Annotated in this window: 14 protein-coding genes and 1 other RNA gene; all 15 read left to right on the top strand. The window is 30.3% G+C overall.

All coding sequences use genetic code 11. The features are described 5' to 3' along the window. Positions 1–35 precede the first annotated feature (35 nt). The 15 genes from purR to ffs all read left to right on the top strand — a co-directional run bounded on the left by purR (position 36) and on the right by ffs (position 14686). A complete protein-coding gene (gene purR, locus DQN46_RS02170) occupies positions 36–893 on the top strand; it encodes a pur operon repressor (RefSeq protein ID WP_111742853.1) in 858 nt (285 codons plus the stop codon). Beyond that, positions 883–2262: a bifunctional UDP-N-acetylglucosamine diphosphorylase/glucosamine-1-phosphate N-acetyltransferase GlmU gene (gene glmU / locus DQN46_RS02175; protein WP_111742854.1), complete on the top strand. Its 1380-nt coding sequence runs from the start codon at positions 883–885 to the stop codon at positions 2260–2262. Before purR ends, glmU begins: the two co-directional genes overlap by 11 nt. 270 nt (positions 2263–2532) lie before the next feature. After that, entirely contained in the window at positions 2533–3840 is a 1308-nt protein-coding gene (locus DQN46_RS02180) for a DRTGG domain-containing protein (RefSeq protein ID WP_004632914.1), read from the top strand. A 17-nt stretch (positions 3841–3857) separates the two neighbouring features. Beyond that, complete coding sequence (locus tag DQN46_RS02185) at positions 3858–4841, top strand: DHH family phosphoesterase (protein WP_111742855.1); 984 nt, start codon at positions 3858–3860, stop codon at positions 4839–4841. 369 nt (positions 4842–5210) lie between these two features. Beyond that, positions 5211–6224 carry a methionine ABC transporter ATP-binding protein gene (locus DQN46_RS02190; RefSeq protein ID WP_004632909.1) on the top strand — a complete coding sequence of 338 codons (1014 nt, stop codon included), beginning with the start codon at positions 5211–5213 and terminating at the stop codon, positions 6222–6224. Further along, entirely contained in the window at positions 6224–6886 is a 663-nt protein-coding gene (locus DQN46_RS02195; RefSeq protein ID WP_004632908.1) for a methionine ABC transporter permease, read from the top strand. Before DQN46_RS02190 ends, DQN46_RS02195 begins: the two co-directional genes overlap by 1 nt. Positions 6887–7147: 261 nt before the next feature. After that, complete coding sequence (gene ylqF / locus DQN46_RS02200) at positions 7148–8026, top strand: ribosome biogenesis GTPase YlqF (protein ID WP_111742856.1); 879 nt, start codon at positions 7148–7150, stop codon at positions 8024–8026. Further along, positions 8016–8795, top strand: coding sequence for a ribonuclease HII (locus tag DQN46_RS02205; protein WP_111742857.1), 780 nt, complete (start codon positions 8016–8018; stop codon positions 8793–8795). The genes ylqF and DQN46_RS02205 overlap by 11 nt, the downstream gene beginning before the upstream one ends. Beyond that, entirely contained in the window at positions 8788–10626 is a 1839-nt protein-coding gene (locus tag DQN46_RS02210; RefSeq protein ID WP_111742858.1) for a ribonuclease J, read from the top strand. The genes DQN46_RS02205 and DQN46_RS02210 overlap by 8 nt, the downstream gene beginning before the upstream one ends. A 93-nt stretch (positions 10627–10719) precedes the next feature. Then, positions 10720–11931 (top strand): DNA polymerase IV, encoded by a 1212-nt coding sequence (locus DQN46_RS02215; RefSeq protein WP_111742859.1) that lies wholly within the window; start codon positions 10720–10722, stop codon positions 11929–11931. Between the two features lie 26 nt (positions 11932–11957). Then, positions 11958–12638, top strand: a complete 681-nt coding sequence (locus DQN46_RS02220) for a tRNA (adenine(22)-N(1))-methyltransferase (protein ID WP_111742860.1) — start codon at positions 11958–11960, stop codon at positions 12636–12638. A gap of 39 nt (positions 12639–12677) precedes the next feature. Beyond that, entirely contained in the window at positions 12678–13448 is a 771-nt protein-coding gene (locus DQN46_RS02225) for a threonine/serine exporter family protein (RefSeq protein ID WP_111742861.1), read from the top strand. Positions 13449–13459: 11 nt separating this feature from the next. Then, positions 13460–13906: a threonine/serine exporter family protein gene (locus tag DQN46_RS02230; RefSeq protein ID WP_004632894.1), complete on the top strand. Its 447-nt coding sequence runs from the start codon at positions 13460–13462 to the stop codon at positions 13904–13906. A gap of 148 nt (positions 13907–14054) precedes the next feature. Further along, complete coding sequence (locus DQN46_RS02235) at positions 14055–14315, top strand: hypothetical protein (RefSeq protein WP_004632892.1); 261 nt, start codon at positions 14055–14057, stop codon at positions 14313–14315. Between the two features lie 106 nt (positions 14316–14421). Then, positions 14422–14686, top strand: an RNA gene (ffs, locus tag DQN46_RS02240) — signal recognition particle sRNA large type. Positions 14687–14791: the final 105 nt, after the last annotated feature.

The following is a 14791-nucleotide window of genomic DNA, read 5'->3' on the forward strand; positions in this document are numbered from 1 at the left end:
AGTTCGTGTGAAATATGTTTTACAAGGAGCAGAAGATGAAATTAAAGAGAAGCGAAAGAATAGTAGTAATGACGGAGTATTTATTAAATAATCCAAATAAGCTAATACCTTTGACATATTTTGTTTCAAAGTTTAACCAAGCAAAATCTTCAATCAGTGAAGATATCCATATTATAAAAAATGGGTTTAAAGAAGAAAATATTGGTGAAGTTAGAACGCTTGCTGGTGTTAGTGGAGGAGTTATTTTTACACCAACATTAGTAGAAGAAGATGCTAAGGTTATTCTTAATGAGTTTATAGATAAAATCAATGATGGAAGTCGCCTGCTTGCTGGTGGCTATATCTTTATGTCTGATATAATAGGAAATCCTAGTCTTATGAATAAATTAGGGCGTGTTATAGCGACTATTTACAAAAATAAAGAAATTGATGCGGTAGTTACTGTTGCTACAAAAGGTATTCCAGTTGCTTATGCGATAGCATCTATTTTAAATAAACCGGTTATCACTATAAGACGTGACAATAAGGTAACAGAAGGAACGACAGTTGCGATAAACTATGTTTCAGGATCAACAAAAAAAATAGAAACTATGATTTTATCTAAAAGGAGTTTAGAAAGCCACTCGAAAGTCTTGTTAGTAGATGACTTTATGCGTGGTGGTGGAGTGCTTACTGGGATGGAAAGTCTTATGAATGAATTTGACGTGACTGTAGTAGGAAAGGTAATAATAACGCAATGTTATGATTCACCAAGAGAACACGAAGATGATTATTTATATTTATCAAAAATTGATAATATTGATGAATTTAAGGGAACTTTTGATGTTAAGTTAGGAAATGTAATAGAAAAATTAAGACAAGTAGAGAAAGAGGATAAAATTAATGAGCAATAACAGATATGCGGTAATACTTGCAGCTGGAAAAGGTACAAGAATGCAATCAAAATTATATAAAGTATTGCATAAAGTTTGTGATAGAACTATGGTAGAACTTGTTTTGGATAGTTTGAGTGATTTAGAGATGCAAGAAGTAATTACAGTAGTTGGGCATGGAGCTGAACGTGTTAAAGAAGTATTAGGCGATAGAACTAAGTTTGTTCTTCAAGCTGAACAGTTAGGAACAGCACATGCGGTAAAAATGGCAAAAAGTGAGCTTGCTGATAAAGAAGGAACAACTATAGTCATGTATGGAGATACTCCACTTATTCGTCCTGAAACAATAAATAGTATGTTAGATCATCATGAAAATAGTAATGCAAAGGCAACGGTTCTAACTGCTATTGCTGATGATCCGTTTGCTTATGGAAGAATCATTCGAGATGTTAACGGAAAATTAGTGAAAATTGTTGAAGAAAAAGATGCAACTGATAAAGAAAAACAGATAAAAGAGATTAATTCAGGGATATACTGTTTCGATAACAAACTACTATTTGAAATGCTTGAAAAGGTAAAAAATGATAATAAGCAAGGGGAATATTATTTGCCAGATGTACTTGCTTTAGTTCGTGAACAAAAAGAAATTATCGAAACTTATTTATGTGATGACTTTGACGAAACATTTGGAGTTAATGATAGAGTGGCACTTTCTTATGCAGAAAATGTAATGCGTAATAGAATCAATACAAGGCATATGTTAGCGGGGGTTACGCTGGTAGATCCTGCTAATACTTATATAGCGCCTAATGTTATTATTGGACGAGACACTACTATTTACCCGAATGTGACACTTAAATCGAATACAATTATAGGAGAAGATTGTCAAATAAAGCCTAATTCATATTTAGAAAATGCAGTTATAGGTAATGGTGTGAAAGTTTTATCTTCAACTATTAGAGATTCAAAAATTGGTGATAAAACAAGTGTAGGACCATATTCTCATATTAGAAATAATTGTGAGCTTGGTGAAAATGTTAGAGTAGGAAACTTTGTAGAGTTGAAAAATACAGTATATGGAGAAGGCTCTAAAACAGCCCATTTAAGCTATCTTGGAGATACTACTGTCGGAGCTAACACAAATATAGGTTGTGGTACAATTACTGTAAATTATGATGGTAAAAATAAATATAAAACTACAATAGGTAGTAATACTTTTATAGGATGTAATTCAAATTTAATAGCTCCACTTGAAATAGGAGATGGTGCAGTTATAGCAGCAGGTTCTACTGTTACTAAAAATGTTCCAGCAGATTCACTAGTAATTGCTCGAGCTAAACAAGAGACTAAAGAAGGGTATGCTAAAAAACTACCAGCTGGTAGAAAGTAGTAATATAATTTTTAAAAAATCTATAAAGGTGTTATAGAAGAAAAGTAAAAACATTGCTGTAATAATATAAAGTGGGAATAATGTTTATACTACTAATATAAATTATTCTTCTAAAAATAAAACTCTTTAAAACGATGAAATGTAAGCAATACAACTTAAATTTCGTCGTTTTTATGCTTGAAATAGAGCCTTAAAAAGTATATAATTATTTATAGTAGTAAAGTGTTATAAAATAAAAGTTTGTATTATAATAAAAAAGGAGGAAAAATTGTGAAATCGAAACATCAGAAAATATTAGAGTATATAAAAAGTTTACCGATAGGAAGCAAAATTTCAGTTCGTCAAGTGGCAAAAGAATTGAAAGTTAGTGAAGGAACAGCATATAGAGCCATTAAAGAATCAGAAAATAGAGGATTTGTATCATCAATAGAGCGTGTTGGAACAGTGCGTATTCAGAAAAAAGAACGTGATAATGTTGAAAAATTATCTTATTCTGAGATAGTAAATATAGTTAGTGGACAATTAATAGCAGGACGTGGTGGAATTCATGAAATAGTTCAAGATTTTGCGATTGGAGCTATGGATTCTGAACAAGTAGGAAAACATATAAGAAAAGGGACATTATTAATAATAGGTAATCGTCCAAAAATTATTGAAATGTCATTGGAAAAAGGCTGTGCTATTTTAGTAACAGGAGGATATATTCCAAATGATAATATAAAATCATTAGCAGATAGTAAAAATCTTCCATTAATTATTACACCACACGATACTTTTTCTGTAACGCATTTAATTAATAGGGTAACAAATGATCAAATTATTAAACGTGACATTATAACAGTAGAAAGTATTTATATAAAAGTAGAGAATTTATATACAATAAATCTTAATAATACAGTAAAAGATTGGTATGATCTTCAATTGAAAGTAGGACATACACGATATCCAGTTGTCAATGAATATGGAAAATTAGTTGGTATTATTACTGCTCGTGATGTATTCTTGAAAGATAAAGATGCATTAATTAAGGAAGTTATGGAACGTAAGGTTTCTACAACAACATTAGATACCCCTATTTCTTCTGTAGCAAATACTATGCTATTAGAAGGATTTGAACTTATGCCTGTAATTGATGCAAAAAACACATTACTAGGAGTAGTAACTAGAAAATTAGTAATTAATTCATTATTAACTAGTAATAGATTCCAAGAAGGACATAACAACGATACTTTTGATGAAATTATGCGTAAAGGTATTGTACCAAGAGCTGATGGGCTGCAAGTTAAAATTATTCCTCAAATGCTAGATCAGTTCGGTACTTTCTCTAGCTCAGCACTATTAAGTATTATCGATGAATCAATTCATATAACAAGTTACAACTATAATAGAAGTGAAGTTCTTATGCAAAATGTTTCATTGTATTTCTTGAAATCAGTTCCGTTAGATCGTACAGTGACAACAAAAGTTAATATTTTGGATATAGGTAGAAAAACTGCCAAATTTGATGTAGAAGTATTTGATAAAACTGAATTAGTAGCTAAGGCCATGGTAACTTGTCAAGTATTCCAAAGAAACTAGTAGAAAGAAGAAGCTAAATGTTAGAAACTTATGAAAATCTATATGAAGAAATTTTTCGAAAAATAAAAGAAAGTAAAAAAATAATTATTCATCGTCATGAAAGACCAGATCCAGATGCTTATGGATCACAAGGTGCGATGTACCAACTTATAAAAACTAACTTTCCTGAAAAAGAAGTTATTACAGTAGGAAAAGATTCACCGTCACTGTGTTTTCTGTTTGAAAATAGTGAAGTTGTAGAAGATGACTATAAAGATGCTTTGGTAATAATAACGGATACAGCTAACTTTCCTAGAATAGATGGGAAACTATTTACAAAAAATAACTTTTTAATAAAAATAGATCATCATCCACCTTTGGATAATTATGGAGATATTAATTTAGTTAATGCTGAGGTTTCGTCTTGTAGTGAGCTTATTTATAATTTTTATACATATCTAAATAAAAAATATGATATTAAACTAAATGATGAAGCGGCAAAATTACTTTATTTAGGTATAGTTGGAGATACAGGTAGATTTTTATTCCCGAATACATCTAATGAAACATTGAGAGTGGCATCTGAACTTATAAAATATGACTTTAACATGAGTGAACTCTTGGATAAAATGGAGATTATTAGTGAAAATCTTATGCGTTTTAGAGCATTTATTTTTGAAAAATATGATGTATATCAAGATGGTGTAGCTTATTTGAAAATCACGAAAGAAGATATGGATAAGTATGGAGTTGATCCAGGAGAAGTTTCTACTGGAGTAAATCTACTACGAAGTCTTGAAGGACTTTACGCATGGTGCTTTGCAATTGATGAAGGAAACAAAGTGCGTGTAAGAATTCGTTCAAAAGGTCCTGTTATTAATACTCTTGCAGAAAAATATGCAGGAGGTGGGCATCCTTTAGCAAGTGGAGCAACCGTAAAAAACTGGGAGGAACTAGATGATCTTCTAGATGATATGGCTCGCTTAGTAGGGGAATACTTAAGAGAAAATAGTATAAAGTAGATAACCAAGATTAGTTTAAATAGGTGTTAAAAGAATATTTAAGTTAATTCTTGACAGTAAAAAAATATGATGCTATACTAATAGCTAAGTTTAATATAAAACCAATACTCGTATAAGTACTAGATTAAATAATCAAAGAGAGTGTCGTTTGCTGTGAAGACATATTATGACATTTAGGAAAATGGTTCGAGTGGTTAATAAGGTAAACATTAATTGTAAACTTTGTTCGGGAATCCACGTTATAGGATAAGCTATGTCAGTAGTTGTAAGTAAAATATAAGGTGGTACCGCGTAAAACGCCCTTATTCCGTTGAGGAGTAAGGGCGTTTTTATTTAGAAATAATAGAAAATTATTGAAAGGAGAAGCGCATGATTGAATTAAAAAATGTAAACAAGATATATGATAATAAAGTTCATGCATTGAAAAATATTAATCTTAAAGTGGAGGAAGGGGATATTTACGGAATAATTGGTTATTCTGGTGCAGGTAAGAGTACGCTAGTCCGCCTTCTAAATGGATTGGAAGTTGCAACAGATGGAGAAGTAATTATTGATGGTGATGATTTTAATAAAATTACAGAGGAACAACGTCGTCTGAAACGCCAAAAAATAGGAATGATTTTCCAACACTTTAATCTTTTGTGGAGTAGAACAGTTGCAGAAAATATAGCTTTCCCATTAGAAATTTTAGGAAAATCAAAACAAGAAATAAAAGCAAGAGTAGAAGAACTTGCGAAACTGGTAGGACTTGAAGATAGACTTAATGCTTATCCTTCTCAATTATCTGGTGGGCAAAAACAAAGAGTTGGTATTGCACGCGCATTAGCAGGGCGCCCATCGATACTACTTTGTGATGAAGCAACGAGTGCACTTGATCCAGAAACCACTGCAGAAGTTCTAAATCTTATTAAAGAAATTCATAAAAAAACTAATATTACCGTAGTTCTTATTACTCATGAAATGAATGTTATAAAAACTATTTGCACTAAAGTAGCAGTAATCGACGGAGGAACTATAGCTGAAGATGGATTAGTATCAGAAGTATTCTATCATCCGACACAAGAAGTTACTAAAAAATTCTTAAGTCAAACATCATTTGCTTCAGAGATAGAAGAACGCGAAAATATTGAAGAGTGGAAAAAAGTATTTACAGACGGTATAATAATCAAATTTACGTTTGATAATAATACGTCTAAAAAACCTATTCTTAGTATGCTGATAAAAGAAATTGATTTTGATTTTAATATTATCAATGGTCATATAGATAAAACAGCAAATGCTAATATAGGAACTTTATTTGTTCAACTAATAGGAAGTAACGAAAATGTAGAGAAAGTAATAACTAGATTAAATGAGCTAGGAATTTTAACGGAGGTGTTATAATGTTTGAGTTTTCAAGAGTTAATTGGGATAAAGTTCAAGAAAAAACAATAGAAACATTAATTATGACATTTGAGTCATTGATTGCAGTATTTTTACTTGGATTATTTTTAGGATTATTACTTTATATTACTTCAAATAGTAAAGGTATTTTTGGTAGAGGATTTTACACTGTTGTAACGGCGATAGTAAATATCTTTAGGGCAATTCCGTTTATTATTTTAATAGTATTATTAATTCCTTTTACAAAAGCTTTGATTGGTACTATTATTGGGGTTCAAGCTGCTATTCCTGCGCTTATTATTTCAGCAGCACCTTTCTATGCTCGACTTGTAGAAATAGGTCTTCGTGAGGTTGATAAGGGTGTTATAGAAGCTGCTCGTGCAATGGGTGCAAAAAGAATCACTATTATAACTAAAGTATTAATTCCAGAGAGTTTACCAGCTATTGTTTCTGGTCTGACAGTTACAGCTATTGCCTTAGTAGGTGCAACAGCGATGGCTGGTGTTATCGGTGCTGGTGGTTTAGGAAACCTTGCTTATTTAGATGGGTTCCAACGTAATAATAGTACACTAACATTTGTTGCTACAGTGTTAATTCTAGTTATCGTTTTTGCTATTCAAATTTTAGGAGATACGGTAGTTAAAAAAATTGATAAACGTTAGTAAAAAAGAGAAGTTTTTAACTTCTCTTTTTTACTGTAATTAGTGTGAATTTATACTATAGATATTATGTTTTCTATAAGAGGTAGTTATAATCATCTATAAGAAATTTAAGAAATAAGTAATGATTTTATTTCATAAAACTATCATATTATGTAAAAAAAATGACTAAAATATGGTAAAATATAAAGGACTGTTAAAAAAGTATTGAAGAATTGTTAATAAAAAAAACAAATAAAGTAAATTTAAAGGAGATAAAATTTCATGGTAATTCAATGGTTTCCTGGGCATATGGCGAAAGCAACAAGAGAAGTAAAAGAAAAATTAAAATTAGTAGATATAGTTTTTGAATTAGTAGATGCTCGTTGCCCATTATCTTCTCATAATATGTATTTAGATGAAGTAGTAAAAGATAAAAAGAAGATAATTATTTTTAATAAAATAGACTTATGTGATCGAACAGAAACAGCTAAATGGAAGAATTATTTTGAGAAAAAAGGTTATACGGTAGTTTATACAGATGCTAAAAACAGTAATAATTTAAATAAAGTTATTGACAAAGCAAAAGAAGAGCTTGCAGAAAAAATTGCAAGACAAGTGGCTAAAGGAATTAAACCACGAGCTATTCGTTCAATGGTTATAGGAGTTCCTAACGTTGGAAAGTCTACTTTTATAAACAAATTAATTAAGAAAAATGTAGCAAATACCGCCAATAAACCAGGTGTTACAAAAAAACAACAGTGGTTAAAACTTAATAAAGATATAGAACTTTTAGATACTCCAGGTATTCTTATGCCGAAGTTCGATAATCAAGAAATTGGTAAGAAATTAAGTCTAATTGGTTCTATAAAAGATGATATTACACCGCTTGATGATGTAAGTTTGTATTTAATAGAATTATTAAAACAAAGTTATTTAGAAAATATGAAAAATCTGTATAAAATAGATGTTACTGCTGATGATGAGAATGTCTTTATAATGGAAAAAATTGCAGATAAACGTTTCAAAAAAATTGGTGGGGATTATGATTATGATTCAACAATAAAACTTCTTATTCAAGATTTTAGAACACAAAAGTTTGGGCTAATTACATTAGATAACTATAATGATATGATAAATGAAGAGGTTAGTGATGAAAATTAATGAAGTAAAAGAAATTTTATCACAAGATAATCCAAATGAAAAAATTTTAGAACAGTTACGAAATGATGAGAGAAGTGGTGTTCAAAAATTGTTGGCAAGTTTTGATAAAAAACAAGAAAAAAAACTTTTTTATAAAAAAGAGTACGAAAAAAAATCATTTTATGAAAATAAATGTTATAATAAAGGATGTAAATACATCTGTGGTATTGATGAAGTAGGGCGTGGACCATTAGCAGGGCCAGTTGTTGCTGCAGCGGTAATTTTAAAACAAGGTAGTTATTTCGAAGGATTAAATGATTCAAAAAAATTATCAGAGAAAAAGCGTGAAGAACTTTTTGAAAAAATAAAAGAAGAAGCACTTGCATACGCTATTTGCGAAGTGAGTAATGAAGAAATTGAAAGATATAATATTTATAATGCCGCACGTATTGCGATGCAACGTGCAGTAGAACAATTAAAAGTAAGACCAGATTTTTTATTAATTGATGCAATGCCTTTTGAAAACTATCCAATACCTAACTTTAGTATGGTAAAAGGTGATGAAAAGAGTGTTTCTATCGCAGCAGCTTCAGTTATAGCAAAAGTTTACCGTGATAGATTAATGAAAGAATATGCAAAGAAATATCCATACTATGATTTTGAAAATAATGCAGGTTATGGAACGAAAAAGCATTTGGAAGGGTTAAAGGCATACGGTATTACCCCAATCCATAGAAGAGATTTTGAACCGGTAAAAAGTATGATTAAACAAGGAGGAAATAATGAGTAATAATAATATTAGTATTGCAAAGAATGTCCAAGTAAGTAAAAACAGCAATAATAAGCAAAAAACTCACCAAAAGAGAAATAATAAACCCATAAATAAAAAGAATATAAAAATAGAAAAAAATCAAAGTAGCATACAAAAGGAAGTAAGTTTAAAAGAAAACAAAGTTAAAAAACTAATTCCTAAAATTTGCATTACACCTCTAGGAGGAGTGGATGAAGTAGCTAAAAATATGTATATGATAGAAATAGCTGATGAAATCTTTGTGCTTGATGCAGGTCTTATGTTCCCTGAAACAGAGATGATAGGGATTGATGCAGTAATTCCAGATATTAGTTATTTAGTTCGTAATAAACAAAAAGTAAAAGGGATATTCCTATCAAATGGGCACGTAAGTTCTATGGGGGCTGTACCATATATAATAGATAAACTTAAATGTCCAGTTTATGGGTCTAAATTAACTATTGATTTATTAAAAAATCATTTAAAACATTTAGGAATTAAACGTCGTATTAAGTTTTACTATGTAAAAGAAAATAATAAATATGATTTTAATAGTGCGAGTATTACTTTTTTCAAAACAACATACTCTATGCCTGATTCACTTGGTATTTGTATAGAAACATCACAAGGTAATATTGTTTATACTGGGGAATTTAAGTTTGACCAATCTGTAAGTAAAGAATATAAATCTGATATTGTAAAAATTAGTACATTAGGGAAAAAAGGTGTATTAGCTTTACTTAGTGACTCTAGCAACGCTAATATGAAAGGATATAATGTACCTGAAAATGAAGCAGCTGAGCAAATTGATAATGCATTTTATCAAGCGAATAAACGCATAATCGTAACTTGTTACGCTTCAAATTTCTTAACAATTTCACATATAGTTCGTGCGGCATTAGGACAAAACAGAAAACTTCTATTACTAGGAGAAGCGATAGAAGACTCTATTAATACTGCGAGAAATATGAATTACTTGGCAATAGAAGATGAAAACTTAATTACAGTAGATGAGCTTGGTAATTATCCACAAAATGAAATTTGTATTCTATCTTCAGGTGATCAAGGAGAACCAATCGAGGCTATGAAGAACATTGCTGAGAAGAATATTAAAGGTATTCAAATAGAATCAGGGGACACTATTATGATTGCAGCGACACCATCGCCTAACATGGAAGTAATGTTGTTCCAAACATTGAATCTTCTTGTTAAACTTGGTGCACATGTAGTAACAGCATCAAAACGTCTTCACGCTGCGAGCCATGCTACTCGCGAAGAATTGAAGATGATGTTAAATATGCTTATGCCGAAGTTCTTTGTTCCAGTTCAAGGAGAATTCAGAAATCTACGTAAACATGCTGAAATTGCAGCAGAAACAGGAGTAGCGGCTAACAATATTCATATTCTAGCAAAAGGTACTACACTAGAAATTAGTGGAAATAGAGCAAAAGTAATACCTAATAACGTTACAGTAGGTAATATATTAGTAGATGGTCGTGGAATTGGCGATGTTGAAGATAGTGTTCTTAAAGATAGAAAACTGTTATCAAATGATGGGATTTTTGTAGCCTCATATGCTATAAGTAGGAAAGAAAAAATTCTGGTGGGTCGTCCATGCATTCAAACAAAAGGTTTTGTATATGTTAAGAAGAGTATGGAGCTTATAAAAGAAGCTGAAGAGAAAATAATAGAGTATATAGAGAATAATCCTATTAAGAGTATCAGAGAGTGTGCAGCTATAAAAGCTGAAGTTAGAAGTATGTTATCAAGTTTATTATATGATAATACGAAGAGAAAACCTATTATAATTGTTAATTTTACACTGATTTAAAATTACTAAATATAAGAGCGGGAGTATAGTGTAGTGCAAGTTGCTATATAAATATCCTGCTCTTAATATATTATAAAAATAGGGGGTGGATTGATGTCAAAGGTAATAGCGCATATAGATATGAATTGTTTTTATGCTAGTGTAGAAGAAAAATATGATCCAGAATTAAAAGGGAAACCTTTAGCTATTGCTGGAGAAATCAAAACACGTCATGGAATTATTGTTACAGCCAATTATGAAGCTAGAGATAAAGGTGTAAAGTCAATTATGCGTGTTGGAGATGCAAGGAAACTGTGTCCGAATATAAAAATACTTAAGCCTGATATGGTAAAATATCAAGAAGAATCAAAGAGAATTTTTGATTTAGTTCGCCAATATACAGAAAAAGTAGAAGTTATTTCCGTTGACGAAGCATATATTGATTTAAGTGATTTTCCAGAACCTGTAAAAGCAATAGCAACTATCCAAAGAAGGATTTATAAACAATTAGGCATGCCTTCAAGTGTTGGGGTCTCGTTTAATAAATTTTTTGCGAAAATGGGTTCAGACTTTAAAAAGCCTCTCGGATTTACGATTATTAACAAAAATAATTATAAAAAGCTCCTTTGGGGTTTAGATGTGGGTGAAATGCATGGATGTGGGAAAGCTGCAACTAAAAAGCTAAAAAAACTTGGGATTAATACTATAGGAGATATGGCTAAAGCTAATGAAGTTATACTACACAGTGTTTTGGGAATTCAAGGATTAAGACTTAAACAACGAGCTAATGGAGAAGATAATAGAGAATTAAAATATACTGTAGAAAGAAAATCTATTGGTAATTCTAAAACATTTGTTCAAGATCTTATTGAAGAAGATGATATTTCTAGTGAAATTAAAAAATTAAGTAAAAAAGTTAGCAATCGTGCACAAACAAGGGATTATGTTGGAAATAATATATCCATTATGATAAAATTTAGCGATTTTAAAAGTATAACAAGATCGAAGAAGATTCCAGAATATATTAATCAACCTGACAAAATTTTCACATATGCATGGGAATTATTGTTAGAACATTATGATTTTTCTAAAGGTGTTAGACTTTTAGGAGTGTCGTTAAATGATATAAAAAAAGAGAAAGAACTAAAAGTCCAACTTGATATTTTTGATTCTAAGGATTATAAAGGAGAAGAAAAATTAAGAAAATTATCAAAAAAATTAAAAAGTGAATTTGGAGATACTATTATTACAAATTTTGAAGAATTTGATTCTAAAAAGAAAAAAACAATAATTACGACAAGTTTTAGTAAAGACTTTTTGGATTAGTAATTATAGAAGATAGGAGGATGAAAATGCTAGCAATAAATAAAAGATTGAAATTAGTAGCGAGCTATGTAGAAGATAAGCGCTTGGCTGATATAGGAAGTGATCATGCCTATTTGCCAATTTATCTAGCGAAAGAAAACAAGATTAACTTTGCTATTGCCGGGGAAATAGTGGAAGGGCCTCATAAGGTTTCTATAAAAAATGTAAATGAAGAGGGTTTATCAGCAGTTATTGAATGTAGAAAAGCCGCTGGATTAGACGCGATTGAACTTGCTGACAATATAGAAGTAATTACTATTTGTGGTATGGGTGGAAAGCTAATTGCTGATATTTTAGAAAAAGGAAAAGATAAACTAATTAATAGACCAAATTTAATATTACAGCCAAATCTAGGAGAGAGATTTGTCCGTGAAAAATTACAAGATTTAGGCTATACTATTACTGCAGAAAACATTATAGAAGAAGATGGGCATATTTACGAGATTATAGTCGCAACTGATGGGCAGATGTCTTTAACAGAAGATGAAAAGAATTTTGGCAAATTTTTATCAAAAGAAAAAAATGATTTATTTATAAAAAAACAAAAACAAGAGTTAGATAAAGTAAATTATATCTTATCTCAGTTGGAAAAAGCTAAAGAAGAAAAAAGTGAGAAAGTGCTTGAATTACAAGCTAAGGCTAAAAAAATAGAAGAAGTTATAAGTTAAAAAATAAAAGGTATATTTGAACGGAAAAGGAGGTAAAGGATGATTCAGTTATTGCAAAGTGAACAAGATGCAAAAAAACTTTTGAATTTTAGTGTGAAAATCGCTAAAAGTATGCTGTTTTATGGTGCAGAAGTCTATAGGGTAGAAGATACTGTAAATAGAATTTATAAATCATTTGATAATATAAAAGCTCCCAACATTTTAGTTACCTATAATTTTGTAATTGTATCGTTTGTATATGATGATACGACCTATAATGCTATGAGAAGAGTAGTTTTAGGAGATAGAAATCTTGAAAAAATTTCATTATTAAATGACTTATCGAGAAAAATGGTTATGGGCGGATGTTCTCTAGATTATGCCTTTAGAAAAATGAAAGATATAAAAAATAAAACTAGGTATTCTAATTTAGCAGTATTGTCTGCATTGACTATATCAGCACCATTTTTTGCAATTATGTTTGGTGGGACGTTTAAAGATAGTATAGTAGCCTTTTTAGTTATGGCAGTAGAAGTAGCATTTTTATTGTTCATTGGAAGATATAAAATAATATCTTTTTTAACTAATTTTTTAGGAGCCTTTATCTCTACGGTATTAGTGATGATTCTTACTAAATTTTTATTTATTCATAATCCAGTAAGTATAATCATAGTAAGCCTTATGCCTCTTGTTCCCGGAGTCCAAGTAACTAATTCGGTTCGTGATTTTATGGCTGGGGATTATTTATCTGGGATAATAGGTCTGCAATCAGCAATTTTTATATCAACAGCAATTGCCTTAGGGGTAATTATGGGATTAAAGGTAGTATAAAGGAGTAGGTTATGGAATATAATATTTATATACAATTTATTGCAGGTTTCGTTGTAACATTTGCATTTGCAATATTTTTTAATGCTCCTAAAAAATCATTGTTGAGCTGTTCAATGATTGGAGCAGCAGGATGGTTAGTATATGTATTGGTTAATTTACTAACAGATGTAGTAGTTGGAAGTTTTTTTGGTGCTTTATGCGTTGGGATTCTTTCGACAAATATTTCTAAGATACTTCGTATGCCAGCAACAATCTTTATTTATACTGGAATGATTCCATTAGTGCCAGGGTATGGTATGTACAATACTATGCAAAATTTAGTTACAAAAAACTACAATGTAGCATTTAAAGTAGGTATAGAAACTATACTCCAAGCAGGAGCTATTGCGATGGGGATACTTTTAGCGTCAGTATTTTCTGATTCGATAAAAAGAGTTAAGATACAAAGGAAAAAATAAGTTCTATAATATTTGAATTCTAAAAAGTTAGATTTTTAATCTAACTTTTTTGTTCAAATCGACATTTAAAATATAGAGCTTATTTTTATTTTGTGTTAAAATATAAAGTAGATTTACTATTAAAACCAGAAGGAAGGATAGATGATTTATGAAAAATATTTTATATTATGCACAGAGTTGTCCGGATACAGCGCCATTTAAAGAAAAACTAGCAGAATTGGAAATAGGCTATGAAGAGGTGGAAATATTATCTTCTCTAAAAAATTTGAAACAATTTTTATATGTTAGAGATACATATAAATCATTTGAAGGTATTCAAGGGAGTATGCAAATAGGAATACCTTGTTTAGTCATTAATGAGGAAGACTGTATTTTAAATATAGACGACCTGGATAAATTAATACATTAGAGTAAATAGTGAGAGATTGATAAAAGTAACTAAGGAGATATATTTTATAGCTATAACCTTTTTTGTAAAGCTCTTGATTTTTAATTTTTTATTTGCTATAATTAAGAAATGCTAGGTGGGGAGTTAGCGGTGCCCTGTACTTGCAATCCGCTTTAGCAAGGCTGAATACTGAGATGCGGGTAGACTAGGGAATGTCGAGTTTAACACGTAATGTTGAGACTGAGGCATCTTACGACGCAATACTTATGAACCATGTCAGGTCCGGAAGGAAGCAGCATTAAGTAATGTCATTGTGGGTGTAAGTTTTTGTTGAGGTTGAGTTGTCGATTAAACTAACGGTTTTCTAATCTATTCAAGTCTCAGTTGCATATTAGTATAAATCGATGATATCTAAAAGTATTTACTTTTGGATTTTTTTTGTGGAAAATTAATTATAACTAGATATACAATGATATAAAAGTGTAAATAAAATAAGG

It is taken from the genome of Gemella morbillorum, from assembly GCF_900476045.1.
GTDB lineage: Bacteria > Bacillota > Bacilli > Staphylococcales > Gemellaceae > Gemella > Gemella morbillorum.